Source organism: Salifodinibacter halophilus (genome assembly GCA_012999515.1).
GTDB classification, from domain to species: domain Bacteria; phylum Pseudomonadota; class Gammaproteobacteria; order Nevskiales; family Salinisphaeraceae; genus Salifodinibacter; species Salifodinibacter halophilus.
The window spans coordinates 1,120,112-1,145,397 of record JABEEB010000001.1 but is presented as its reverse complement, the minus strand read 5'-3'; the positions used below and the strand labels follow the sequence as shown (position 1 = coordinate 1,145,397).

The following is a 25,286-nucleotide window of genomic DNA, read 5'->3' as shown; positions in this document are numbered from 1 at the left end:
CCAATGGTATGCGGCATCGGGGTAGCACGTAGTTACAATTAGCACCGTGGGGCTATAGCTCAGCCGGATAGAGCGACGGCCTCCTAAGCCGTAGGTCGCAGGTTCGAATCCTGCTAGCCCCGCCACACTGTTGCCGCCGAGTGCCGTCAAACGCGGTTTGCGTGCTTACGATATCGCGTGTTTACGATGTATGAACAATAATAATTGGCCTGGTTAATTGACGCGCAATACGGCAGATATGCAGGTCGCGTTGGCTCAGCAATGCCCGGTTGTCGCCGACCCGGATACCAATCTGGCAACCGTCGAAACGACGCTCGCCGAACAGACCGAAGCCGACCTGGTGGTCTGGCCGGAGCTTTTCCTCCCTGGATACACCATCGCTCGCGTCGACACGTTGGCTGAGGCGCTCGACGGTGAGCGTGTCAATCGCCTGCGTGACGTGGCAGCCAAATACGATACGGCCTTGGTGATTGGTATCGCAGAACATTGCGATAATGGACATATCGCCAATAGTGCGCTGGCGATCGATCGTGATGGACGCATTGCTGGCTGCTACCGCAAGACTCAGCTATTCGGTGATGAGGCCGACGCTTTTACGCCCGGCGAAACGCTCGAGGTGGTCGAGCTGGCCGGCGTGCGCATCGGTCTCATGATTTGTTTCGATATCGAATTTCCCGAGATAAGCCGGGCGCTCGCCGCCGAGAGCGCGGAGCTTCTGGTTAGCATTTCGGCCAATATGCGCCCGTTTGGCCCCGACCATCGTCTGTTTGCACAAGCTCGGGCGTTGGAAAATCGACGACCGCATATTTATGTCAATCAAGTGGGCCAAGGTGAGGCCTTCCTGTTTACTGGCGATAGTTGTTACGTGGACACAGCGGGGCGGGTGCGCGTGACCAGTTCGCCCCACGCCGAAGCACTCGCGCTCGCCGATGTGTCGTTAGCAGTAGAAACCGAGACTCGCCCGGACTATCTGGCGTTGCGTCGCGCTGTTCCGCCGATACATACGGATGCTTGATCGCCAAATGCGAGCGATCCTGGAACGCTGGCCGCACTGTTTGGGAACAGTTGATTTGAAGCAGGCGTTGCTCGGAAAAGGGTGAGGTGGTGATTACGGACGTATGTTGCGCGCACGGCCAGCGCCGCCCCGATCTAATACTTATTTAATAACAAGGTATTTGGTGTCGTTATGAGTGAAGGCAATAATCAGCAGGCGGCACTGCAGCGCAGTCTTGGCCTCGGATCGGTGGTTTTGACTGGTGTCGCATATATGGCGCCGATGATTGTGCTGGGCACCTACGGCGTCGTGGCGCAAGCGTCTGCGGGTACGGTGCCGTCGGCTTATGTCCTCGCGCTCGTCGCCATGCTGTTTACCGCGTACAGTTACGGCCGCATGGCGGCCGCTTACCCGGTATCGGGCTCGGCTTATACATACGTGGGCCAAGCTATTGGCCCCAAAATGGGATTCCTGGCCGGCTGGCTGATCCTGCTGGATTACTTCTTTTTGCCGCTGGTGATCTGGCTGATTGGCGCCTCGTATCTGAGCGCTGAATTCCCCGGCGTGCCGACCGGCGTCTGGGTTTTCGCTTATATCCTGGTTACGAGCGCCCTGAATATCATTGGTATCCGTGTGGCAACGACCGTGAATTTCGTGCTCATGAGTTTCGAGGTCCTGGTCTTGCTGGTGTTTATCGCGCTCAGCATGGCGCATTTTTGGATGGTGGATACCGGTGCTGGGGCACTAACGCCGTTTTTTAATGCGCATACGACACTGGCGGCAACATCCGCGGGCGCTGCATTAGCGGCTTATTCGTTCATCGGTTTCGATGCCGTCACGACCTTGACCGAGGAAACCAAACAGCCTGAACGCAATGTCCCGCGCGCGGTAATGGCGACGGCGTTGATTGGCGGCTTGATCTTCATTATCGCGAGTTACGCGGTCGGCCTGGCCCATCCGGGCACATCATTCCAAAACGTGGATTCTGCCGCCTTCGGCATTGCCACCACCATCGGCGGCGATCTGGTTGCCGCCATATTCATCGCCGGCATGATTGTGACGCAGTTCGCGTCTGGTGTCGCCGCTCAAGCCACCGCCTCTCGGCTGCTTTACGCCATGGGGCGTGATGGTGTGCTGCCACGCTCGGTCTTCGGCTATCTCGCGCCGAAATTAAACACGCCGGTATTCGGCATAGCACTGATTGGTATTGTCGGTTTTGCCGGGGTTTTTCTAAGTGTTAGCACCTCCACCTCGTTTATCAATTTCGGTGCCTTTAGCGCATTCACGTTGGTTAACCTGAGCGTGATCGTGCACTGTCTGCGGCAAAACGCTAGGCCGGGCTTGTGGCATATCATCGGTTGGATAGGCATGCCGTTGATCGGCGCGCTGATCGACGCCTACCTGCTTTACAGCTTGGATACCCCGGCGCACGTTATTGGTGGTATTTGGTTGCTCATTGGCATTGTGGCCCTGGGGTGGCTAACTCGTGGATTTAGGCAGCCACCGCCTAAAATGCGTATCGACGAGTCAGCTTCTTAGTACCTTACACTGTCGTTGTCGGTTGGATGGCCGGCTTCGGCAAGCTGTCGCAGCGCGTTGGCCAGCGGCGGGTGGTTGACGCCCCCGGCGATCGACTGCATTTGCTGGGCGACATCGGCTGGTATGTCGCGTTTCGTTCGTCGCTCGGGTGGTTGAATAAACTCATCCGGGCGGACCTTGACATCGACAGTGTCGAGTTTAAGCCGGTGTGTGCGCGCCAGGGCGCGTGCCAGCGCAGGCTGGAGATAGCGAATCCGCGTGGCCAAGGTGCCATTGGGGACATGCAAGCGCAGCCGCGCGCCGCCGAATCCGGCGGTATGGACTTGGTCGCTGAGCCCGGGCGGTAGCTGGCTCGCGACCACGCTGTGGATGCGTCGTAAATAGCTGGCACGGCGGAGCGTATGGCCGCTGGCGGCGTAGAGTACCGCTTGGAGTGACCGCGGACTGTTGGATGAAGTCGCCGACATGACGGTGTTTGAGTGTACCGACTGAAATGAGTCTCATGGCTAAGTTATCATGTAAGGTTAACGTGGCCCGGGCAATTGCCTTATTTCAACCTCGAAGGGCAGTACATGGCTAATTTTCTTACGCGTCTGTTCGGTAGCCGCAACGACCGTGTTGTTAAACGGCTCCACAAGAATGTCGATGCGGTCAATTCACGTGAGCAGGCGCTGGAGCAGCTCTCGGATACCGAGCTGGCAGCCAAAACGGACGAGTTTCGTGAGCGGCTCAACGGTAAAGCCAAACTCGACGACCTGCGTGACGAGGCATTTGCGGTGGTGCGCGAAGCCGCCAAGCGAACGCTCGGCATGCGCCATTTCGACGTTCAGATCGTCGGTGGCACGGTGCTTCATCAGGGCAAGATCGCCGAGATGAAAACCGGCGAAGGCAAAACCCTGGTCGCCACGCTTGCGGTCTATCTGAACGCGCTGGCGGGCGAGGGCACGCACATCATCACGGTCAACGACTATCTGGCCGCGCGCGACGCCGAATGGATGCGCCAACTCTACGGTTTTCTCGGGCTTACCGTGGGCGTGATCTATTCCGGTCAGGACCAGGAGGAGAAAAAAGCCGCCTACGCGTCGGATGTCACCTACGGCACGAACAACGAATTCGGCTTCGATTATCTCCGCGATAACATGGCGTTTTCGCCGGAAGACCGTGTGCAGCGTGGGCTCTCCTACGCGATTGTCGACGAAGTCGATTCGATCCTGATCGACGAAGCGCGTACGCCGCTGATCATTTCCGGTCCGACCGACGAGGACCCGGATGTCTGCCGCAAGATCGATCCGCTGGTTGGTCACCTCACGCCGCAAACCGAGGAAGACGGGCCGGGCGACTACTGGGCTGAAGAAAAAGACAAGCAGGTTTATCTAACCGAAGAAGGCCACGAGCGCGTCGAAGGGCTGCTGCGCCAGATCGGCCTGCTGGGCGAGGGCGATAGCCTCTACGATGCCAACAATATCGCGCTCATGCACCACATGAACGCGGCCTTGCGCGCCCGTTTGCTGTATCAAAACAACGTCGACTATATCGTCTCGGGTGGTGAAGTCGTCATTGTCGACGAATTCACAGGCCGAACCATGCCGGGTCGGCGTTGGTCGGATGGCCTGCACCAGGCGATGGAAGCCAAGGAAGGCGTTGGCATTCAGCAGGAAAATCAGACCCTGGCGTCGATTACCTTCCAGAACTTCTTCCGCATGTACGACAAGCTCGCGGGCATGACCGGCACGGCCGATACCGAAGCCTACGAGTTCCAGACGATCTATGGGCTGGAAGTCGTCGTCATCCCAACGAATCGGCCGCTTCGACGGACCGACCGGCCCGACCAGATCTATATGACGTCGGTCGACAAGTTCGCCGCGATCGCCGACGAAATCGAAGAAGCCAGAGGGCGGGGGCAGCCAGTACTGATCGGTACGGCCTCGATTGATTCCTCAGAGATCCTGTCGGATCTGCTCAACAAGCGCAGTATTAGCCACGAAGTGTTGAACGCCAAGCAACACGAGCGCGAAGCCGAGATCATCGCCCAGGCGGGCCAGCCGTCGGCGGTGACCATCGCGACCAACATGGCCGGCCGTGGTACTGACATCGTGCCCGGTGGCAATTCCGATTTGGCGCTGGATGCGTTGGAAGAGGGCGACGAAGCCGGCCGTCAGCGGATATTGGACGAATATCAGAAAGCCCACGATCAAGTCGTGGACGCTGGTGGGTTGCTGGTCATCGGCTCCGAGCGCCACGAATCCCGCCGCGTCGACAATCAGCTCCGTGGCCGATCCGGACGTCAGGGCGACCCCGGGGCTTCCAGGTTTTACCTGTCGTTGGAAGACAACCTGATGCGGGTATTCACCCCGCCGCGGCTTCGCACGATGCTGCAAAACATGGGGTTGGAAGAAGGCGAGGCCATTGAGCATCGCTGGGTTACGCGCGCGATCGAAAACGCGCAGCGTAAGGTTGAGTCGCATAACTTCGATATCCGTAAGCAACTGCTGGAATACGACAACGTCGCCAACGATCAGCGCCAGGTCGTCTACGAGCAGCGCAACGAGATCATGGACGCTGACGATGTCGGTGACATCATCGACAATATCTGGTCCGATGTCGTCGATGGCCTGATCAGCGAACACGTGCCGCCGGAAACGCTGGAAGAACAGTGGGATATTCCGGGCTTGGTTGAGGCGATCGAGCGCGACTTTGGCGAGAACCTTCCAATCCAGCAATGGCTCGACGAAGAAACGAGCCTGGACGAAGAAGGTCTGCGCGAGCGTATCGGCAAGCGTCTGAAAGATGCCTACGAAGCCAAGCGTGAAGCAGTCGGCCTCGAAGTCGTGCGCGATGTCGAAAAAGCCGTGTTGCTCCAGGTGCTCGATTCACTCTGGCAGGAACACTTGGCGGCCATGGATTATCTGCGCCGTGGTATCCATCTGCGTGGCTTTGCGCAGAAAGATCCCAAAAACGAATACAAGCGTGAAGCGTTCGAGATGTTCAACTCGATGCTCGAGCGTTTGAAGCACGAAACCGTGACGGTGCTTGCCCGTGGCCAGATCACCGAGGAAATATCGGATGAGGCGGAGGAGGCCAGCCGTCGCCAGCAGGCCAACCTCAACCTCCAACACGCCGAGGCGACCGCCGCGGCCGAACAGGCGATGGCCGACGACACCGGCGGTGAGCCGGTGCCGTCACGTGATACCGCAGCCACCGCCGAAGCCGAAGCCGAGGCGACGCCGGAGACCTATGTTCGCGAAGACCGCAAGATCGGTCGTAACGAGACCTGTCCCTGTGGTAAAGGCAAGAAATACAAACACTGTTGCGGACAGCGTTAACGAGTCGATCGACACGTTGACTTCTCGCCGATTGGGGATGGTCTCTTAGCCTCGCTTGTTATAGATCTCCGGACGTGAAAGCGGCTTAGCCGAACTGGTTCATGGTGTTATCAACGCCACCGGCTTTGAGTGCGTTTTCCCGGGAGAAGAATTCCTTATGGTCATCGCCGATGTTGGAACCAGCCATATCCTGATGCTTGACTGTGGCGATGCTGTCACGGATTTCTTCACGCTGAACATCCCGCACGTAGGCAAACATGGCGTCGTCGCCGAAGTAGTTTCGCGTTAGCTGATCGGTGGACAGCGCCGCCGTGTGATAGGTCGGCAACGTGATCAGATGATGGAACACCCCCGCATTGCGTGCGGCATCGCGCTGAAAATCGCGGGTCCATTCATCGGCCACCCGAGCCAGTTCGGTATCGTCGTATGCCGGGCTCATGAGATTGGCCCGCTCGTAGCCGGACACATCTGTACCTTGCTCGTGCCAGGTATCGAACACCTGTTGCCGGAAGTTTAAGGTCCAGTTGAACGACGGGCTATTGTTGTAGACCAGCTTGGCGTCGGGAATCTCCTGTCGGATACGTCCGACCATGCTGCCGATATGGCCGACATTGGGCGTGGATGTTTCGATCCAGAGCAAGTCGGCGCCGTTTTTCAGGCTAGTGATGCAGTCCAGCACCACGCGGTCTTCGCCCGTGTCTTCTTGAAACTCGAATAGACCCGAGTCCAGGCGATTAAGCCGCACGAGCTGACCGTTTTGCTTGATCACGACATCGGAGGCGTTGACCTCGGATGGATCGGTTATTTTCTCGCCAGCCAAGAAACTGTTGTACTGGTCGCCCAAATCGCCCGGCTCATGCGAGACCGCGAGCTGTTGGGTGAGACCAGCGCCGAGGGAATCGGTGCGGGCGACGATGATGCCGTCCGGCACCCCCAGTTCCAGGAAGGCGTAACGCACAGCGTTGATCTTGGCCAGGAAGTTGGCATGCGGCACCGTGACCTTGCCGGCCTGGTGGCCGCATTGTTTGACATCCGAGACCTGGTTTTCGATCTGGATTGCGCAAGCGCCGGCTTCAATCATCTTTTTGGCAAGAAGATAGGTGGCCTCTTCGTTGCCGAAACCGGCGTCGATATCGGCAATGATCGGGATGACGTGGGTTTCGAAATTGTCGATCTGGCTCTGCGCGTTTTGCGCGGCAATATCATCCTCGTTTTCACGCGCCGCTTCGAGATCCCGGAAGTAATGATTGAGCTCCCAGGCATCGGCCTGTTTGAGGAATGTGTAAAGCTCTTCGATCAAGTCCGGAACAGCCGTTTTTTCATGCATCGATTGATCCGGTAATGGGCCGAACTCACTGCGTAAAGCAGCAATCATCCACCCGGACAAATACAGATATCGGCCCTTGAGGCTGCCGAAATGCTTCTTGATCGAAATCGCTTTCTGTTGACCGAAAAAACCATGCCAGCAGCCTAGCGACTGGGTGTATTGCGACGGGTCGGTGTCATAAGCGGCCATATCCTCACGCATGATTTTCGCGGTGTGACGTGCAATGTCGAGACCGGTGTGAAAGCGGTTCTGGGCACGCATACGGGCCACGTGTTCCGGATTGATGGCACGCCAGGCGTCACCTTGGCGGTTTAATAATGTTTCTATCTCGTTAATATTGGACTTAAGATCAGACATGATCGAATTCCTTAGTAGGGAACGGTATTTAGAAAGTCGCTGTAGGATATGGATCACGGCGGTGGGCGACTGAGCTCAAAAAATAGACTTGCCGAAACAGCAAAGGCGGTGTCACCGTCACACGGCGGGGGTGGGCTAGGCGGATGACGTGTCGATAAACCCCGGTGGTCGTTGGATCTGTCGTATGGCATGGACTTTGGCCAGCTAGACGCGGCGTATTCCGGGCGGCCCCCCGGAATAATGAAAGCCACATTCTGACTATTGGTTGTGTGTTCGGTATTCATATTGCTGCGCGTGCCTTCAAATAACCAAAAAAAAGCCCCCGGACCTTGTGGTGCCGGGGGCTTTGGTTGTTGTTGTGGATGGTTGTCTTTGTTATGTCATCGTCTTATCCACGCCAACGCCCCCGGGCGGCATACGGCTACCCAGGCTACTGCTGCAAAGAGGTTGGCGCGTTTGAATGTCATGGAATCGGAGTCGTTTCCGAGTGATTAGCTTGGAATTGAAGCTAGCAATGTTGCAGTGGGATGTCAAATACGATAATGCGGTCGGAAGTCATGCACACCGAACTTGCACTGCATGCCGTGATACACGGCGTTCTGATGGCGTGACCGCCTTGGTTGCGGGCGGGTGTGCGAGAGATTGTTCGCCGCCCGGCAAGCCATAAGCGACAAGCAAGCAGGCTCTTGCATCCTCCGCAGCACTCGTGATTTTCAACTACGCGATCAATGTGAATCCCGTGTCCGGCTACGCAACAGCCAGGTCGCCCAGGCCGGGTGCTGGGCGGGCGTATACAAGCGATCGGTGCGCAACTGGTGGTTCGGGCTGAACAATACCCGGAAGGCGAGTAGCACGATCCCGAGGGTGGCTAGTGCGGTAGCTGCGGCGAGCATAAACACGAACACGATTTGATAGCGCACCGCGTCCGCTGGTGCCGCCCCGGCCAGGATCTGGCCGGTCATAATGCCCGGCAAATTGACCACGCCCATGACCATCATCGAATTGATAATAGGAATCATGCCGGTTCGAACGCTATCGTTGACCAGCGCATGAGCGGCCTCCCAGCGGCTTGCACCCAGCGCTAGATCCCCTTCAATGCGATCGCGATCAGTCACGACACCATCCATGAACCGGTCCAGCGCAAGGGATACGCCGTTGAGGATGTTGCCCAGGATCATGCCCAACAGTGGGATGGCGTATTGCGCCCGGAACCAGGGCTGGATATCGAGTATGCCGAGTATCGCCACACCGGTGATGACAAAAGAAGCGCTCAGTACCGACAACAGGCTGTTCCAGTACACACCGACGAAGCGCCGCCGGGTGCGATTGATCGCGGAGACGCTGGCAAATGTCGCCATGACCAGGCCGATGCCAATCACTGGCAGTGGTGCCTCGAGGGCGAAGATATAGTTGAGGATTAACCCCACCAGCAACAACTGAACAGTCATGCGCAGACTGGCGACTCCCAGCGTTTTGCCTAAACCCAGCCGTAGCCAGGCCGAAATTGCGAGGTTAACTACAATCAGTACGGCGGCCAGGCCGAGCTGCCAAGCATCGATTTCGACGTAGTCGGCGTTCATGTGCCCGGGGTGTGCTCGGGGTCGGCCAATGTAAACTGCCGATCGGTGACACGCTCGAGTTGATGGCGGTCGTGGCTGGTCCAGATGCAGGCGCGGCCCGGATCGCACGCGCGCCAATATTCGATTAGCGTTTCCAAGCGTCGTGCGGTAGTGACATCCATCGAGGCAGCGGGCTCGTCGAGCAGTAATACCCGGGGTTCGATGAGCAATGCCCGCAGCGCCGCGATGATTTGTGTTTCACCGCCAGATAGGCGCTCGGCGCGTTGCCGCAACAGGCCTTTATCCAGGCCCAGCGCGGCCAGATGTTTTTCGGCCGTCTCTGTCGGGGAGGCCCGTGTGCGGTGCACGCGAAAGCCGAATGGTGCCCGCAGCGCCGCCATGACAGTTCCTCCGGCGAGTGCGGGTCGCTGGGGAAGGTAGACCACCCGCGCTCGATATGCCGGCATCGACCACGCCGATATCGATTGGCCTTGGAAGTGGATGTCGCCGGCCCGCAGTGGGTCGAGCCCGGCCAGTGCCCGTAGCAATAGGCTCTTGCCGCTGCCTGACCGCCCGGTCACGGCGAGGCGCTCGCCCGCCACTAGGTCCAGGTTGAGATCGTGCCACAGCGTACGGGCCGCGATCGCATAGCTCAGTCCTCGTGCCGCCAGCAATGGCCCGTCGTGGTCGGCGTTGGCTGGTGTCAGCCTCACTGGTTTTTGCCATTTATTATGATTGTTCATGGCCTTATTGCATAAATCCAGAGTCACGCCTTAGCCCGCTCTCACGCCACATTGGACATAAAGACGAGGAAGGCCTGTCTCAGCAAAGCTGTACCAGCCACTCGGATGTGTGCGCGCCAAGCTTCCACTTTGCCATAGCCGTTGTTTGCCATAGCCGTTGGCCATGCGTCGGTCATGCGCCCATTATTATCCGGTCAATAAAATCATGGCACCATCGGTATGGATGTTGATGGGCGACATGTCACCGGGTTGTAACAAACTGTTATTAACCTTTCGTGCCGTGGCAGACGGATAAAAACGACGATGAGAAACCAACACGTGCTCGTGGTTGAGGACGAGGCGGCCGTGCGCGACATGATTCGGTTCACGGTCGATCGCGCCGGTTTCGGCGTGGAGGTCGTGTCTTGTGGCGAGGAAGCGCGGCTGGCTGTCGCCGATCGGCGGCCTGGCTTAGTGTTGCTTGACTGGATGTTGCCGGATATTTCCGGGTTGGAGCTGGCGCGTGATTGGCGGAGCCAGGACGCAACGGCCGAATTGCCAATCATCATGGTCACGGCACGGACGGAGGCCGACGATCGTGTACGCGGTCTCGAGTTGGGTGCTGATGACTACATCACCAAGCCGTTTTCGTCGGCCGAGCTCGTGGCTCGCGTGCGGGCGGTCCTGCGACGGGCGTTGCCGGGTGGCGAGGACGCTATGCTGGAATCGGCATCGCTATCGCTCGATGCTGCATCGCAGCGTGTGGCCGCCAACGGGCTGGCTATTGACCTGGGGCCGACTGAGTTTCGGCTGCTGCAGTTCTTCATGGGGCATCCCGAGCGGGTCTATACTCGGGCCCAACTACTCGACCGGGTCTGGGGTCAGAATGTGTTTGTTGAAGAGCGCACCGTGGATGTCCACATCCGCCGACTTCGCAAGGCCTTGTCAGCACACCGCTGCGACGGTGTGATCGAGACCGTGCGTGGCAGTGGCTACCGGTTTTCGGATACGGCCGGCTAGGGGCGCCGGCGCCGGATCATGACGATAAACTGCTGCTTGTGAAAGCCGCCAACCCCTGGCGACGCGAACTACTGATATTGGCCGGATGGCTTGCGCTGGCTGCGGCGATCGGCTGGCTTTCCGGCAACACCCTCGCCGGGTTCTTGCTGGCGCTGGTGCTGTATCTGATTCTGCAACTCGTCTACACCTACCAGCTTTATCAGTGGTTGGTCTCCGACCGTATCGAGCCTGCCTACGGCGTTGGCATCTGGCAGGAGGTCTACGCCGAACTGTACCGGTTGCGGCAGCGCAACCGCCGCCGCAAACAGCGTCTCGGGCGCATCGTCAGCGAATTCCAGGCGTCGACCGCGGCCCTACCGGATGCGGCCGTGGTGCTTGATGATCAATTGGCGATTGCCTGGTTCAACGATGCCGCGCGGCGACTGCTCGGCTTGCGGTTGCCGGACGACCGGGGCCAGCGTCTGACCAATCTCATCCGCGATCCTGAACTTCGGGCCTATCTGGGCGGGCAGTCGGACGATAACGCCGAAAATATCGAAATCAGCTCGCCGGTGGACGTCAATACGGTGCTGTCGATTCAGCTCGTGCCTTACGGTAATGGGCAGCGATTGCTGATCGGTCGCGACGTTAGTCAGCGCCGACGCGTTGAGGCGATGCGCCGCGATTTTGTGGCCAATGCATCGCATGAGCTGCGTACGCCGCTGACCGTGGTCCGCGGTTATCTCGAGATGATGGACAGTGGGGCGGGTGACGACGCCGCGCTGCGCGGCTGGCAGTCACCGATCGGCCAGATGCGTGCCGAGGCCGACCGCATGGATCGCATGATTGATGATTTGCTGGAATTGGCGCGGCTTGAATCCGCCCCCGAAAGCTATGCGTTCGAACGCATCGAAGTGGCCGCGTTGATCGACCGTATTGTCAGGCAGCAGCCACAGCAGGGAGCAGAGATCGACGCTGGCGACCTCGCATCGATAGAACTCTATGGTGACGCGCGTCGACTGGAAAGTATTGTGTCCAATTTGCTGGCCAACGCGCGGCGCCATACGCCGGCTGGCGGTCAGATCACGGTGTCGTGGCAGCCATTGGAAGACGGCGCCGAACTCGCTGTAACCGACACTGGCGAAGGTATTGCCGCTGAGCATATTCCGCGGCTGACCGAGCGTTTTTATCGGGCTGACACTGGGCGTAGCTCGGCGCGCGGCGGTACGGGGCTTGGTCTGGCCATCGTCAAACACGCCTTGAAATGTCATGACGCCGAGCTTTCGATCACCAGCAGCCCGGCCAAAGGTTCGCGTTTCGCGTGCCGTTTCCCGAGCGCGCGCTGCGTATCACCGGCTGCGATCGAGTCGAGTAGCGATGCCGATGCATTTTCGGACGTCAGTCACAGATCTAACCAATAAATATATTAAATATAATCTTTAACAAAAAATTCACATTTATTCGTGGTCTTTTAAAAAAAAATTAATAAAAAAAATATTTAATCCCTAGTGTCGTTCATTGGATATAAATCCATACGAACGAAATAAAAATTGGCCTTATTGAGCAGCGCCAGTTTGTTTTGTTATCAAACGCTAGGGAGATTTAAATGCCCCGGAAGAGTTATATAGCCGGCATAGCCGGTAGTGTGGTCGCATGCGCCGCGATGGTGCCATCCGCGCAGGCGCTCGACTTCAAGCTGTCCGGTCAGGTCAACCGCGCTATTATCGCTGCCGACAATGGCGAAGATGCCGACGTCGGTTTTGTCGATAACCATTCTTCGATTTCGAGGTTCGGCTTCTCGGGCAGTCAAGAAATTAATCCGAACCTGACGGTCGGGTTTCAATATGTCGAAGGGTTGGGTTCGAACCAATCGGATGACTTTGATATCAACCAGAACTCGACCGAATACGACCTCCAGAACCGACAGGCCAACGTTTATCTCAAAGGATCGCTCGGTAAGCTCACGCTGGGCAAACAAGACGGCGCGGCCAACAGCACCTCGAAAGTCGATTATTCGGGGACCACTGACCTCGGTGGCGGTACAGTCGTGGATGATTATTTCGGTGGCGTTAGTTTGATGTCCGATGATGGCAACAGCGCCGTTGCGATCGGGTCGGTCTACGATAGCTACGATGCCTTGTCCCGGGTCAATGCTGTTCGCTACGACACGCCGACTTACGGTGGTTTCAAGGTATCGGCTAGTTTTGACGAAGGTCGAGCCGTCGAGATTGCGCCGAAATTCAAGACCGAGTTTGCTAACGGCACCAAGTTCGCGTTTGCGCTGGATTATGTGAACAGCGGACAGAGGAACAAGGAGGTCGAGCCTAACGGTGACGTGGCTCAAGGCTTCAACGATAGTTCGCAGTTCAACGAATACGGTGGTTCAGCGTCGGTGCTTCTGCCCAGCGGTTTGAATTTCACGCTGCAGTACAAGCGGCGTGATTACAGCAATACCTACTATGGAAGTACCGGCGATACCGAAGCCGTGGCCGATACAAAAGACCATAGTCAGACCTTTTTCGGTGGCGTGGGCTATAGGGTTGGTAAGAATCGCATGCAGCTGTTCTACGGTCAGACCGACGGCAAATACACCGACGACAGCAAGGCACGTAATTACGGTGTGGCTTATGTCTACAATCTGAAGAAGTCGGTTAATCTTTATGCGTCTTATCACCATGTTGCGGCCGATAACCTGAATCTGGCCGGTGGCGGCGCGCAGGATGCAAACGTTGTGTTTAGCGGTCTCCGGGTCAAGTTCTTCTGATGTGCGACCAACAAGACAAGACAAACGTCATAACGCGTCGCTTGAGCTGGGGAGCGGTCGCGCTGGGTCTGGCTGGCTGTCTCGCCGGCCCGGCCCAAGCGGTCGGCTACTTGCCGGGTAGCGGCGAAATGGCCCAAGGGCCAGGCGTGCTCAGCATGGGCCATTACGATAAGGCCAATAATGGTGGCACGGTCCTGTTTTCCACTAATGATAAGCAATCGGCGCTTGTTCATCCGGGGGATATCACCGGCGATCAATCCGGCAGTGGGGCGACGCCGGGCCCAAACGTCGCTGTGAAACCGTCGGCCAGACAGGGCACGTCAGCCATTGGCTTGGGCAATAGGTCGCCATCGTCCTCTCGTTCGGACGATGAGCACCAGCAGTTCAAGTCGTTCCAGCGTTTCAAGCGTTATCAACAATACCGGCACTTTAAAAATCTGCCGGCCGATTCGTCGACGCGCAAGAAGTTTAGGCGCTGGAAGAAGTGGCAAGAACGTCATAAATGACCATCGAGGCGTCAATAAGAATAACTCCTTATTGGCGCCTTTTATATGAAAACCCTTGTATTTTATGTCTACTTTGACTTTTTGTAACTAAAATGTCATATGTACACATTAACGTCTGTGCTCGATAATACTAACCATAGAGAGAAGTTATGACGCTCACCCAAGACAAATCACGCCGTGAGGCGCTCAAATTACTTATTGGCGGTCCGATGGCGCTGCCGTTGGCGCGCTGGGCGGGTACTGGCGCGCTTGCCGCAACAGCCGGCTGCGCGGCCACCGATACCGCGCCGGCGTTGGCCGACGCCCGTTTTGTTGGTATGCCTGCGCCCGATCTCGATGCGCCGGAGACGATGGCGCGGGTTGAAGTCGGTTCTGCGTTTGACTACGCCGGCCCGAACGGCGAACGCACCCGGCAGGCGCTGACCTACGAGCCGTTTTTCAAAACGGGCACGCGGGTGCCGGCGACGGGGGGTGGTCAGCATATCGCTGGTGGTTATTTGGATATCCACGGCCAACCAATCATAGATCGCTCAGTGCCGGATGCGCCACGGCAGTTTTTCTCCGATTGCCCGGATGGTTTGTCTTTGCTGCAGCCGCCGGACAATGTGTCTAAACAAAGCCTCGGCGTGACCGGCAATGCGGTCTTTGCGGTCGTGCAATTCGAATACCTTTCGCGTGACCAGGCCGGGCAGAGTTCGTCCCTGCAGTTGCCGTCACCGATCGCGGTGCTGACGCTGGATCAGGATCCGGAGACTGGGCAACTGACACTGGTTAGCTATGCCCCCGTGCCGACGGCAGCCGCACATGGTTTGTGGATAACCTGCGGCGCGAGCCGGTCGCCCTGGAACACGCATCTGTCCAGCGAGGAATATCCGGCCGATGCGTTCCAGGTCGCCAACGATGAAAGTTTTCAGTCGTATATCGCCCGTCTTTACGCTGATCCGGCTGCGGTCGACGACCCGGCAAAAGCCAACCCCTATCTCTACAACCACATTCCGGAAATCAGCGTGGCATCGGACGGCACCGGTGTGGTGACCAAGCATTTTTGTCTCGGGCGTATCTCGCACGAGCTGGTTTGCGTTTGTCCCGACGAGCGCACGGTTCTGATGGGCGATGACTACACCAATGGCGGTGCTTTCGTGTTCGTGGCCGATCGTCCGCGCGATCTGTCGGCTGGCACGCTATATGCCGGTATCTGGCATCAGACCGACGGTCGCGGTCCAGGCGGCGCGACGCTGGATTGGATTCGGTTGGGACACGCGACCAGCGACGAAATCGAGCATCTGGCGACCACACTGGCGCCCACCGACATCATGGATGTTGCTTATAGCGCTCCAAATGAGGCGGGCTACACACGCATTGCCCATGGGGGCAGCGAGAACTGGGTGCGGCTTAAATCCGGTATGGACAAAGCCGCGGCATTTCTTGAGACCCATCGCTACGCGGCGCTGCAGGGGGCGAGCCTTGGCTTCACCAAATGGGAGGGGACTACCGTCAACGCCACTGACAAGGTGGCTTATGCCGCGATGAGTTATATCCACGACACCATGACCGACGGTAGCACCGATATCCATGTCGAGGGCCCCACGGCTGGCGCCGTTTATGCCTTAAATCTTCGGGGCGGTAAACGCGACACCAATGGCCATGCCATCGATAGCGAATGGATGCCGGTCGACATGAACGGCATAGCTGCGCTGACCGGTCAGGATCTGGCCGAACCGGATGCGCTCGGCAATCGGGCAAACCCGGATCGTGTTGCCAATCCTGACAACATCAAATTCTCGGAGCGCCACCGCGTGTTGCTGGTTAGTGAGGATAGCGCGCTCCACGTGAACAATTTTCTGTGGGCTTACAACGTCGACGATGGCCGTGTAACACGTTTGCTATCGGCACCCGCCGGCGCCGAGTCGACCGGTCTGCAGGCTGTCGACGATGTGGGCGGTTGGACCTACGTGATGAGCAATTTCCAGCATCCGGGCGACTGGAAATCACCGCTGCACGATCAGGTTAAGGACGTGTTGGCGCCGCTGATTGATGCCCGCTATGACGATCGCTACGCGGCTGAGGTCGGGTATATCGCGGGGCTGCCGGGCGACGCGGCGACTTAATAAAAACGAAAGCGTGTCGCGGTTGATGACGCCATGGAATGGCCCGCTGGAAAATTTTGTGTGCGTCATACGCTGTTAATGGTGGTCAGCGAGGCTGGGTCTGAGTGCAATCAACGAGAATTCGCCATGCGCATCATTGATCTGACCACGTTATCCGCGGTCTCGGCCGGCAACGGCATAAACACGTTTATCGCCGCCGGCGCGCCGGTCGTGATCGCCGGTTTCGACTTCGGGAGCCAAATGTCGATTGAGGGGCCGGAACCCGATCAGTTCATTGTGACCGATGAATCCATCACGCTGACGTTCAGCGTGCGTGGCCGATATCGGTTGTACATAGCCGCTGAATTGGGCGCGGTAGGCACGAGCCGCCTCTTGGCCGTTGTTTGAGCTGTGGATGACCAACCGCGAAGCGGGGGCGAACGCTCAATGTCGGATGCCTGCAATAAAAAAGGGCTGTGTGTCATCGGCATGTCACACGGCCCATCTAATCTAAGCATTGGTCGCGGATAGGTTTATACAGCGGCCGAAAGTCGGTTTATCAGAGTCGGTTTACCAAGGAGAGACCATGAAACCAAGACTGACCAACCCCACGCTGATCGCAGCGTCTGCGGCATTGCTCGCGGGTGGTGCGGTAACAGCCAATGCCAAAGTCGATGCTATCGACGGCGCGGGGGCCACTTTCCCGTATCCGGTCTATTCGAAGTGGGCTCAAGCTTATAAAGATGAAAAAGGCGTCAAGCTCAACTACCAGGCAATCGGTTCCGGCGGGGGCATCAAACAAATCAAGGCGAAAACCGTGGATTTCGGTGCGTCCGACGCGCCCTTGAAACAAAAAGAGCTCGAAAAAGCTGGGCTGATGCAATTTCCAGCGGTCATGGGCGGTGTGGTGCCCGTGGTTAATGCGCCGGGCGTTGCTAAAGGTGATCTCACACTGGACGGCAAGACTTTCGCCAAGATTTATCTCGGCAAGATCAAAAAATGGAACGCCCCGGCGATCCAGAAGTTAAACCCGGACGTTGACCTGCCGGACAAGAAAATCACGGTCGTCCACCGTTCCGACGGCTCGGGCACGACTTGGATCTTTACCAGTTATCTGTCCAAGGTCAGCGATGCCTGGAAAAATGGCCCCGGCCACGCCAAATCGGTTGCCTGGCCTGCCGGCGTAGGCGGCAAGGGCAACCAGGGCGTTGCTTCTTACGTCAATCGCATCAAGGGCTCGATCGGCTACGTCGAATACGCTTACGCCTTGCAAAACGACATGGCCTGGGTCCAGATGAAAAACAAGGCCGGCGGTACGGTACAGCCGAATATCGAGAGCTTCCAATCGGCAGCCTCGCACGCCGACTGGAAAAACGCGCCAGGTTTCTACATGGTTCTGACCAATGAACCCGGCAAGGAGAGCTGGCCGATTACGGCTGCCAGCTATATCCTGATGCACAAGGAGCAAGCTGATCCCCAAGTCGCGCAGGCCGTGCTTAAGTTTTACAACTGGAGCTACAAGCAGGGCGACGAGATGGCCAAGAATCTGGATTATGTGCCGCTACCGTCGGGACTTATCAAACAGATTCGTGCCAAATGGGAGAGTCAACTCCAGGGCGAGGATGGTTCGAGCGTCTGGCCACCCAAGTAACGTAGCCTTGGCACATAGTGAAATGACCGCCCGGCGTCTCGCCGGGCGGTCATTTTGTGGGCTTAAATTATTTCGATCTTGTGGTATGCAACAGCATGCGATCGATCACGACAGCTATGGAGCCGTAATTTCGTGAATCAGGCTGCTGAGTCCATCCCGCCGGTGCCTGGTCGATCCGCCGGGTCGCGGGCCACTCCGGTGGGGGACACATTTTTCCATGGTCTGACCGCTGTGGCTGCTGTGCTTGTTCTGGCCATCATCGCCGGCATCGCCGTGTCGCTGATACTGGGGTCGGCACCGGCGTTAGCCGAATTTGGCCCCGGATTTTTGGTCAGCGACGTCTGGAATCCGGTTACTAATAACTTCGGCGCATACGTTGCTATTTTTGGCACGCTAGTGACCTCGGCGATTGCAATGGTTATTGCGGTGCCGGTGAGCTTCGGCGTGGCTTTGTTTATTTCCGAGCTTGCGCCGGCGTGGTTGAAGCGCCCCATCAGCGTGGCGATTGAATTGCTGGCGGCCGTGCCGAGCATTATCTACGGTATGTGGGGTTTGTTCGTGCTCGCGCCGGTCATGGCCGACACCATCCAGCCATGGCTTAAGACCATTTTCGGCGATATTCCGCTGCTTGGCGTGCTGGTTCAAGGGCCGCCCATCGGCATCGGTGTATTCACTGCGGGCGTAATCCTGGCGATCATGGTGATCCCGTTCATCGCCTCGGTTATGCGGGATACGTTCGAAGTCGTCCCCAAGGTTCTCAAGGAATCGGCTTACGCCACCGGCGCCACCACTTGGGAAGTTGTCCGCCACATCGTGTTGCCCTATACACGCACCGGCGTGGTCGGCGGCATCATGTTGGGGCTGGGACGCGCCCTCGGTGAGACCATGGCGGTGACGTTCGTGATCGGTAACTCGCATAACATTCACGCGGGGCTGTTCCATCCCGGTAACAGTATTGCCGCCACGCTTGCTAACGAATTCACCGAGGCGACCGGCGAGATCTACACGTCGGCGCTGCTCGCGCTCGGGCTGATCCTGTTCGGCATCACGCTGATCGTGCTTATAGCAGCGCGGCTATTGCTGATGCGTCTGCAAGCCGGTGAAGGCCGGTAATCCCATGATTGATCTTTACACGCGACGCCGATGGACCAACCGCTTAACCATGGGCGCGGCTGCGCTGGCAACGCTGTTTGGACTGTTTTGGCTGGCATGGCTTCTATTCACGCTGTGCGTTAACGGCATCGGCCATCTGAGTTGGTCTGTGTTTTCCCAACCAACGCCGTCGCCAAAAGGCGAGGGCGGTCTCTACAACGCCATCATTGGCAGCCTCATCGTCACCGGGCTCGGTACCGCAATCGGTGCGCCGATCGGGATTCTGGCCGGGACTTATCTCGCTGAATATGGGCGGGATAGTCGCCTGGCCGCGGTTGTTCGGTTTTTCAACGATGTGTTGCTGGCCGCACCTTCGATCGTGCTTGGCCTGTTCATTTATCAATTGGTCGTGGTGCAGATTGGCCATTTCGCAGCGTTTGCTGGCGGTGTTGCGCTGGCGTTGATCGTGATTCCGGTCACGCTGCGGTTAACCGAGAACATGATGCGTCTGGTGCCGGATCGCATGCGCGAAGCGGCGGCTGCGCTCGGGGTCCCACGGTGGAAAGTCATTACGCACATCGTCTACCGCGCCGCAAAAGCGGGCATCGCGACGGGCGTGTTGCTGGGCGTCGCACGTATCGCCGGTGAGACAGCGCCGCTGTTGTTTACAGCGTTGAATAACCGCTTCACTAGCTATGATCTTTGGTCGCCCATCGCCAACCTGCCAATCATGATCTTCCGATTTGCGCTTAGTCCCTACGAAGGCTGGAACCAGCTGGCCTGGGTCGGCGCCTTCCTGATCACGTTCGCCATACTTGGCTTGAATATTTTCACGCGCGTCGTGCTACGACACAGCGCGTCGGAGTAAACCGCATGTCTACGCTATCTCAGTCTGCGATTGACACCACAGCATTTCGCGATACCGCCGTGCCGGATACGGAACCGACGGCCGATAAAGGTCAGGGCCAAACTTCGGCGCAGGTTCAAAGCGAAGGTGCGCAGTCGAAAAACAATCCGTGCAAGATCGCTGTGCGTGATGTCAATTTCCACTACGGCGACTTTCACGCGCTGAAAGACATCAACTTAGACATCGTCGAGCGTGAAGTCACGGCCTTCATTGGCCCGTCCGGCTGTGGTAAGTCGACGCTGTTGCGCACGTTGAATCGCATCTACGACCTCTATCCCGGCCACTACGCCAGCGGCGATGTGCAGATGGACGGGCTCAATCTGTTGGATCCGAAACTCAATGCCAACCAGGTTCGGGCCCGTGTCGGGATGGTTTTCCAGCAGCCGACGCCGTTCCCGATGAGTATCTATGACAACATCGCCTTCGGCGTCAGGCTTTACGAGCGGTTGCGACGACACGCCATGGACGAGCGCGTGGAGTGGGCGCTGGAATCCGCCGCACTTTTGGATGAAGTGGGCGACAAACTGGGCCAGAGCGGGGCTCGGTTGTCGGGTGGTCAGCAGCAGCGGCTTTGTATCGCGCGTGCGATCGCGATCAAGCCTGAGGTGCTGCTGCTCGATGAGCCGGCTTCGGCGCTGGATCCGATCGCCACCGCCAAAATCGAGGAGCTCATCCACGAGCTGCGTGCGAACTACACCATCGCCATGGTCACCCACAACATGCAGCAAGCCGCGCGGGTGGCTGGCTATACCGCGTTTTTTCATCTGGGTGAAGTCGTCGAATACGCGGATACCGACACTTTGTTCACCCAGCCTAAGCAAAAACGCACCGAGGACTACATCACCGGCCGTTACGGCTGAAATGGACAAGCACCATGGCAAGTAATACACGCGAATACGAAGCAATCGACCTCGAGCGCCATACCTCGGCGCAGTTTGACGCTGAGCTCGAGGATATCCGCGAACGCGTCTTATCGATGGGTGGGTTGGTTGAACAACAGGTCGCCGACAGCGCTCAGGCACTGGTTGCCGGCGACGGTGAACTTGGCGAGCGCGTTGCGCATCAGGATTACCACGTTAATTCGGCCGAGGTCGATATCGACGAACAGTGCACGCGCATTATCGCTAAACGTCAGCCGCAAGCCAGTGATCTGCGTCTGGTATTGGCAATCGCCAAGACCATCACCGATCTCGAACGCATTGGCGATGAAGCCGAGAAGATTGGTCGTTTTGCCGCTCAGGCGGCCAGCCGTGAACGACCGGCCAATGCATTTCGTCAGATCGACACGTTGGCGACCCACGTTCGTCAGATGATGCGCGATGCGCTGGATGCATTTGCGCGACTCGATGCCGAGGCGGCATTGGCCGTTGCCCAGGCTGATGAAGGCGTTGATCGTGAATACGAAAGTGCGATACGCGAGTGCATGACATTCATGATGGAAGATCCGCGCACGATCAGTCCGATGTTGGACGTGCTCTGGGCGGTCAAGGCGTTGGAGCGCATCGGTGACCACGCGACCAACATCGGCGAATATGTGGTGTATTTGGTCGGCGGTCGCAATGTCCGCCACACCAGCGTTGAGGCCATGGAGCAGGTGGTCGCTGAAACGCCGCGTGTGCCGCGTCAGGCTGGTGGCTAACGGGCGCCGTCGTCCGTGTCGCGTAGCGATGTGGCCGGGTTTCGGAAGAACTGCTGTAGATTCCCCCTGCTGCCGCCATCGGATGACACCTGCAGCTATTCGGTTAAGGGCCAATATACGAACTCGATGACTGAGTCATCGAGTTCGTTGTGGTGTGGCTTAAGTCGTGAGGTTGAGCCAGGTCGTATCAGAAACGCCAGTTAAAGCGCCCCTGCATACCATGTTTATCTGTCTCGGCGGAGAACTGCCCATGGTAGGAAATGCCCAAAGACGCTCGATTGGAAACCGGTATGCTGAGCCCGGCTTCCACGACGGTTGCGTCTTCGCCGATCCGGGAGCCGGAGACGGTGAAATCATCACCGCCGGCGAAGTGATGAGTAGCCTCGCCGGTTAGATCGCTATAGGCGTGACGCCAACCGACCATGGCGGTCGCTTTGATGGGGTTGGGGCCATGGCTAAGGGCGGTCTGGCCGCGTATACCAAGGGTGTTGAAGGTCGTGCTCATGTCGCCCGAATCAGCCGAAAGGGCGGCATCACCGCCGGACTCGCTGAAACTATCGGTGGCGACGTAAACATGCGCTAGATTCACGAAGGGTTCGATGCGGGCGACGTTAGTGCGGATTTCATAGCCGAGCTCCCCGAAGACTTGAGTGGAGCGGGCGTTGTAGTCGGCATTGAGCGAATCCGTGAAGTTGCCGACGGCGACATGTCGTGACGTGGACACATCGTGCCAGCTCTGACTGACGCCCAGGCGCAGGCCTAACGCATCCCACTGAGTGCCGCTATAGGCACCGATGGTGAAGTTGTTGCTATCACCGGAGGCGCCGCGCCCGCCGCTGAAATCATTTTGGCTGACGCCAGCTATCAAGCCGAAACGCCACCCGCGAGTTTCGCTATCGACCCCCATCACGATACCGCTGGTATCTTGCGAGAAGGAAGTGGCTTCCGCCGTGGCGGAAAAGTCAGTGCGGTTGTTGTAAATATTGAACCAAGCGCCAGAACCTTTCTTAGGTGCGGGCATGGTCAGATCGCTAACTGGTGAAACCGAAGCGTCGGGCTTGGTCTCAGTCGCGGTGCGAAGCCGCTCGTTGACGGAACTGCGAATCGGTTTGCCCGATGTGACCAGGCCGGATTGGATGGAGCCATAGATTTCACCGGAAACAGCATCAAACCCAGCCTGAATTTGTTTGGCGTTCCTGGGCATCATGACGATGCTGTCGTAGAGATCGCTGTCGGCACCAACACTATCGATTCCCTCTGCCGCGGCCTTCTGATTGTCGGTGTCCGCCATGTCCACATAGGCTGTGGCGTTGCGCTCGAGCTGTAGATCGACCGCATTGGTGTTATAGATCAGTTTTGGATCCAGGAAGGCGTAATTGGACGTAACCTTGTCGAACTCACCTTCAACGCCATCTTCGGCATTCAGAATGCGATAGGTGGATACTGGCCCATAGCTGCCATCGAAACCAATGTGTGCGACCGTGCCGCCATCGAGCACCGCCTTGCCGGACGCGTCGATCCGGTCACTCGCGTCGGTAGCGGGGTCGACTTCTACCTGAAAAAGCGAGCCGGGGCCGAAGGTGACATCGCCGTCTACGATCGTCGTGCCGATGGAATTACCCGGCGCCAGCATGCCGCCCCGAGCGACGGAGACGCTGCCCAGGTCGCCAGAGCCGCGAAGCATGCCGTCCGCGCCGATCAAAATGCGCGAGGATGAGGCGATGGAGCCATCGACTATCAGTATGCCCGCTCGGACATGGGTCTCGCCGGTATAGCGATGCTTATTTTCTAGTCTTAGCGTGCCGGCGCCGAGCTTCGCCAGGTCACCCGAGCCGGTGATCGGCTTGTCGACGACGACAGTGTGGCCGGCGTTGGCAATATCTAGGCCGCCCCCTTGGCCGTCGAGCACGATATGTCGGTTGAGCTTGGTTGTATCGGTGCCGGCAACACGGAGGTTGCCGCCATTTAATACCAGGTCGGCGTCGGGCGTGCCAAGAGCAGCATCATTCACGATGATCAAGGTGCCATCACTGACGCGAGTCTCGCCGATGAAAGAGTGGTCATCGATGCAGTAGTCAGCGACGGCCTGGGCGAATCGTGGGTCACCACCCGAACAGTCGAGCCGTTTCTTTTTCTCAGCAGTGGTTAGGTCGGTGAGGATGGGCATGCCATTCTCATCCGCAACCTGACCCAGACGGACGTCATCGCGCATATTATTGCGCGTGAGCAGAAACTCACCATCGGCATCATCAAAGATGGGAGCCTCTTCGCCCCAAACAAGGCGTGTTTTGCTGATGGACTCCCCATCTTCCTGAGCTTGGTAGGATTCCAGCGCTGGACCGGCCCAAGCCAGCCGATGTGCAACAGGCTCATGGTCCGAGAGGGACCCACCATTGGGAAGTTTGGCTTTATCGGATAAATTGCCACTCCACTCGCCGCGGTCAACTAACTGGACCCACTTGGCGAATGGCCGGGAGACCATGATGTGATCGATTTTGACACGATCCCAGCTTTTCCAGGTGTTGGTATCCTCTTCGCCATCGCTGGGCCAAGTCGCGCGATTATCGCCAACTTGGCTGGGTATAAAGCGTTCACGGTTACGCTCGAGTTGTATCAACTCATTGTGTTTTTTGAGGATATTCAACGTTACTGGCGTGTTGTGCTCGACAGGATAAGTTTCGTCTTCGAAAACTAACCCCCGCGACTGCATATCCTTGACGATAATCTCTTCCCATTGAGGCCATTCCATATTAGAAATACTGTTGGTGCCAGGGAATTCATCAGGATTTGAAGTCAAATAATCTTTTAGTACGTTGCGGTAAGTGGTGGTGCCATTGTCGGCGGTGGACTGCATTTTCGCGATGTAGTTGTTAAACGCCTCCTCATGCCCCTCGGGGATATACTCCTTGGCTAGTTTTTTCTGGAGATCGCTCATGCCAGAGTCCACGATGTAACGTGCAAAAAGAATGGCCTGCTTGGATCCATCCTCTAGCCCACGTTCGGAAAGCTCGCCAGCATTGTAGTCACCCAGCGCGATTGTCGGCAGTTTCGCTGAAGTTACGAAATCATTATGTTTTTTGGCTTCTTCAATGCGGCGGTAAGATTTGCCTGCATAATCGAAATGATGTCCTTTCACGAAGTGTGATGGGAAGCCGGATTCTGAGTCTATCTTTATAGTATTTTTACCGGCCTCATGGGCGGATTTCTTAGAAAAAACTATGCTCTTCCCGCTTTTGTCAAGCGCGCCTGGCTTTGCGTACTCGCTCTTATTTGGAAGGTCATTTAGAGCTTCCAGCGTGTTGCGCTCGAAGGCATCAGTTATATTTTTGTTATATTTATAGCTGTCATTGTTATACAGTTCTGGCATAACAAGGCTATCTGGCTTAGCACCCTTCAAAAGATTCTTCATTGTGTCATTGAATACAAAATTTCTTTCATTCAATGCGTCTTGATCCCAGATTTTAGAATACTCATCTTTATTCCAGATGTTGAACACCATGAAGGTGCGTGCGCCATTATTCGGTTTTTTGGGCGTCGCATAGGTGCTCTGAGCAAATCCGAGGGTGAGTGCTGCTGTTAGGCTAAGCGCTATCTTGAGAGAGGACGAAGTTCTGCCTGGTCCTCTCATCGGATGTATATCGATGGCCATTTCTCCCCTTAATAAAAACCTGATGTTTAGTTATGTGGCAGGTTTCTATGACAATGGTCTTGTTATGTAATTATTCTAATAGGCCGGCTGCGGCTATACCGGCTGCGGCTATAAGTGCGAAAAAATTATTGGGATGGTAGCGAAAGTTAGTGTTATTTAGCTATTAACTTG

19 protein-coding genes and 1 tRNA gene are annotated in these 25,286 nt (G+C 57.2%); 15 read left to right on the top strand and 5 right to left on the bottom strand.

The features are described 5' to 3' along the window. The first annotated feature begins 48 nt into the window (after positions 1-48). From HKX41_05120 to HKX41_05110, 3 genes are all read left to right on the top strand, one after another. Positions 49-125: transfer RNA gene (locus tag HKX41_05120), tRNA-Arg, on the top strand. 92 nt (positions 126-217) lie between these two features. After that, entirely contained in the window at positions 218-1,015 is a 798-nt protein-coding gene (locus HKX41_05115; protein NNC23536.1) for a carbon-nitrogen hydrolase, read from the top strand. A 171-nt stretch (positions 1,016-1,186) separates the two neighbouring features. Then, positions 1,187-2,533: an APC family permease gene (locus HKX41_05110; GenBank protein NNC23535.1), complete on the top strand. Its 1,347-nt coding sequence runs from the start codon at positions 1,187-1,189 to the stop codon at positions 2,531-2,533. Here HKX41_05110 and HKX41_05105 read toward each other — a convergent pair. Then, positions 2,530-3,000, bottom strand: coding sequence for a DUF721 domain-containing protein (locus tag HKX41_05105; protein NNC23534.1), 471 nt, complete (start codon positions 2,998-3,000; stop codon positions 2,530-2,532). The genes HKX41_05110 and HKX41_05105 overlap by 4 nt on opposite strands. Positions 3,001-3,105: 105 nt before the next feature. Here HKX41_05105 and secA point away from each other — a divergent pair, with 105 nt between their 5' ends. After that, positions 3,106-5,856 carry a preprotein translocase subunit SecA gene (gene secA / locus HKX41_05100; GenBank protein NNC23533.1) on the top strand — a complete coding sequence of 917 codons (2,751 nt, stop codon included), beginning with the start codon at positions 3,106-3,108 and terminating at the stop codon, positions 5,854-5,856. 85 nt (positions 5,857-5,941) lie between these two features. Here secA and HKX41_05095 read toward each other — a convergent pair whose 3' ends face one another. From HKX41_05095 to HKX41_05085, 3 genes are all read right to left on the bottom strand, one after another. Beyond that, positions 5,942-7,540 carry an isocitrate lyase gene (locus HKX41_05095; protein ID NNC23532.1) on the bottom strand — a complete coding sequence of 533 codons (1,599 nt, stop codon included), beginning with the start codon at positions 7,538-7,540 and terminating at the stop codon, positions 5,942-5,944. A 725-nt stretch (positions 7,541-8,265) separates the two neighbouring features. Further along, positions 8,266-9,120: an iron export ABC transporter permease subunit FetB gene (gene fetB, locus HKX41_05090; protein NNC23531.1), complete on the bottom strand. Its 855-nt coding sequence runs from the start codon at positions 9,118-9,120 to the stop codon at positions 8,266-8,268. Next, entirely contained in the window at positions 9,117-9,842 is a 726-nt protein-coding gene (locus tag HKX41_05085; protein NNC23530.1) for an ATP-binding cassette domain-containing protein, read from the bottom strand. The genes fetB and HKX41_05085 overlap by 4 nt, the downstream gene beginning before the upstream one ends. Before the next feature lie 303 nt (positions 9,843-10,145). On the opposite strand from HKX41_05085, the gene phoB reads away from it, so the two are divergent. From phoB to phoU, 11 genes are all read left to right on the top strand, one after another. After that, positions 10,146-10,841 carry a phosphate regulon transcriptional regulator PhoB gene (gene phoB / locus HKX41_05080; protein ID NNC23529.1) on the top strand — a complete coding sequence of 232 codons (696 nt, stop codon included), beginning with the start codon at positions 10,146-10,148 and terminating at the stop codon, positions 10,839-10,841. Positions 10,842-10,879: 38 nt separating this feature from the next. Next, complete coding sequence (gene phoR / locus HKX41_05075; protein ID NNC23528.1) at positions 10,880-12,241, top strand: phosphate regulon sensor histidine kinase PhoR; 1,362 nt, start codon at positions 10,880-10,882, stop codon at positions 12,239-12,241. Between the two features lie 185 nt (positions 12,242-12,426). Beyond that, positions 12,427-13,584, top strand: a complete 1,158-nt coding sequence (locus HKX41_05070) for a porin (protein NNC23527.1) — start codon at positions 12,427-12,429, stop codon at positions 13,582-13,584. After that, on the top strand, positions 13,584-14,090 hold the full coding sequence (locus tag HKX41_05065) for a hypothetical protein (GenBank protein ID NNC23526.1): 507 nt from the start codon (positions 13,584-13,586) through the stop codon (positions 14,088-14,090). The genes HKX41_05070 and HKX41_05065 overlap by 1 nt, the downstream gene beginning before the upstream one ends. Positions 14,091-14,239: 149 nt before the next feature. Then, complete coding sequence (locus HKX41_05060; GenBank protein NNC23525.1) at positions 14,240-16,198, top strand: DUF839 domain-containing protein; 1,959 nt, start codon at positions 14,240-14,242, stop codon at positions 16,196-16,198. A gap of 126 nt (positions 16,199-16,324) precedes the next feature. Next, positions 16,325-16,585: a hypothetical protein gene (locus tag HKX41_05055; GenBank protein ID NNC23524.1), complete on the top strand. Its 261-nt coding sequence runs from the start codon at positions 16,325-16,327 to the stop codon at positions 16,583-16,585. 178 nt (positions 16,586-16,763) lie between these two features. Further along, on the top strand, positions 16,764-17,828 hold the full coding sequence (pstS, locus tag HKX41_05050) for a phosphate ABC transporter substrate-binding protein PstS (GenBank protein ID NNC23523.1): 1,065 nt from the start codon (positions 16,764-16,766) through the stop codon (positions 17,826-17,828). Between the two features lie 132 nt (positions 17,829-17,960). Next, positions 17,961-18,941, top strand: a complete 981-nt coding sequence (pstC, locus tag HKX41_05045; protein NNC23522.1) for a phosphate ABC transporter permease subunit PstC — start codon at positions 17,961-17,963, stop codon at positions 18,939-18,941. Positions 18,942-18,945: 4 nt separating this feature from the next. Next, a complete protein-coding gene (gene pstA / locus HKX41_05040) occupies positions 18,946-19,788 on the top strand; it encodes a phosphate ABC transporter permease PstA (GenBank protein ID NNC23521.1) in 843 nt (280 codons plus the stop codon). Positions 19,789-19,793: 5 nt separating this feature from the next. Continuing rightward, positions 19,794-20,687, top strand: a complete 894-nt coding sequence (gene pstB / locus HKX41_05035) for a phosphate ABC transporter ATP-binding protein PstB (GenBank protein ID NNC23520.1) — start codon at positions 19,794-19,796, stop codon at positions 20,685-20,687. Positions 20,688-20,701: 14 nt separating this feature from the next. Beyond that, positions 20,702-21,466 (top strand): phosphate signaling complex protein PhoU, encoded by a 765-nt coding sequence (gene phoU, locus HKX41_05030; GenBank protein NNC23519.1) that lies wholly within the window; start codon positions 20,702-20,704, stop codon positions 21,464-21,466. A gap of 187 nt (positions 21,467-21,653) precedes the next feature. On the opposite strand, the gene HKX41_05025 is transcribed toward phoU, so the two are convergent. Beyond that, positions 21,654-25,115 (bottom strand): autotransporter domain-containing protein, encoded by a 3,462-nt coding sequence (locus HKX41_05025; GenBank protein NNC23518.1) that lies wholly within the window; start codon positions 25,113-25,115, stop codon positions 21,654-21,656. Positions 25,116-25,286 lie beyond the last annotated feature (171 nt).

Coding starts and splice junctions, on each gene's coding strand:
- HKX41_05110 (NNC23535.1), top strand. CDS start 1,187: ATGAGTGAAGGCAATAATCAGCAGGCGGCACTGCAGCGCAGTCTTGGC.
- HKX41_05105 (NNC23534.1), bottom strand. CDS start 3,000: ATGTCGGCGACTTCATCCAACAGTCCGCGGTCACTCCAAGCGGTACTC.
- secA (NNC23533.1), top strand. CDS start 3,106: ATGGCTAATTTTCTTACGCGTCTGTTCGGTAGCCGCAACGACCGTGTT.
- HKX41_05095 (NNC23532.1), bottom strand. CDS start 7,540: ATGTCTGATCTTAAGTCCAATATTAACGAGATAGAAACATTATTAAAC.
- fetB (NNC23531.1), bottom strand. CDS start 9,120: ATGAACGCCGACTACGTCGAAATCGATGCTTGGCAGCTCGGCCTGGCC.
- HKX41_05085 (NNC23530.1), bottom strand. CDS start 9,842: ATGAACAATCATAATAAATGGCAAAAACCAGTGAGGCTGACACCAGCC.
- phoB (NNC23529.1), top strand. CDS start 10,146: ATGAGAAACCAACACGTGCTCGTGGTTGAGGACGAGGCGGCCGTGCGC.
- HKX41_05070 (NNC23527.1), top strand. CDS start 12,427: ATGCCCCGGAAGAGTTATATAGCCGGCATAGCCGGTAGTGTGGTCGCA.
- HKX41_05065 (NNC23526.1), top strand. CDS start 13,584: ATGTGCGACCAACAAGACAAGACAAACGTCATAACGCGTCGCTTGAGC.
- HKX41_05060 (NNC23525.1), top strand. CDS start 14,240: ATGACGCTCACCCAAGACAAATCACGCCGTGAGGCGCTCAAATTACTT.
- HKX41_05055 (NNC23524.1), top strand. CDS start 16,325: ATGCGCATCATTGATCTGACCACGTTATCCGCGGTCTCGGCCGGCAAC.
- pstS (NNC23523.1), top strand. CDS start 16,764: ATGAAACCAAGACTGACCAACCCCACGCTGATCGCAGCGTCTGCGGCA.
- pstA (NNC23521.1), top strand. CDS start 18,946: ATGATTGATCTTTACACGCGACGCCGATGGACCAACCGCTTAACCATG.
- pstB (NNC23520.1), top strand. CDS start 19,794: ATGTCTACGCTATCTCAGTCTGCGATTGACACCACAGCATTTCGCGAT.
- phoU (NNC23519.1), top strand. CDS start 20,702: ATGGCAAGTAATACACGCGAATACGAAGCAATCGACCTCGAGCGCCAT.
- HKX41_05025 (NNC23518.1), bottom strand. CDS start 25,115: ATGGCCATCGATATACATCCGATGAGAGGACCAGGCAGAACTTCGTCC.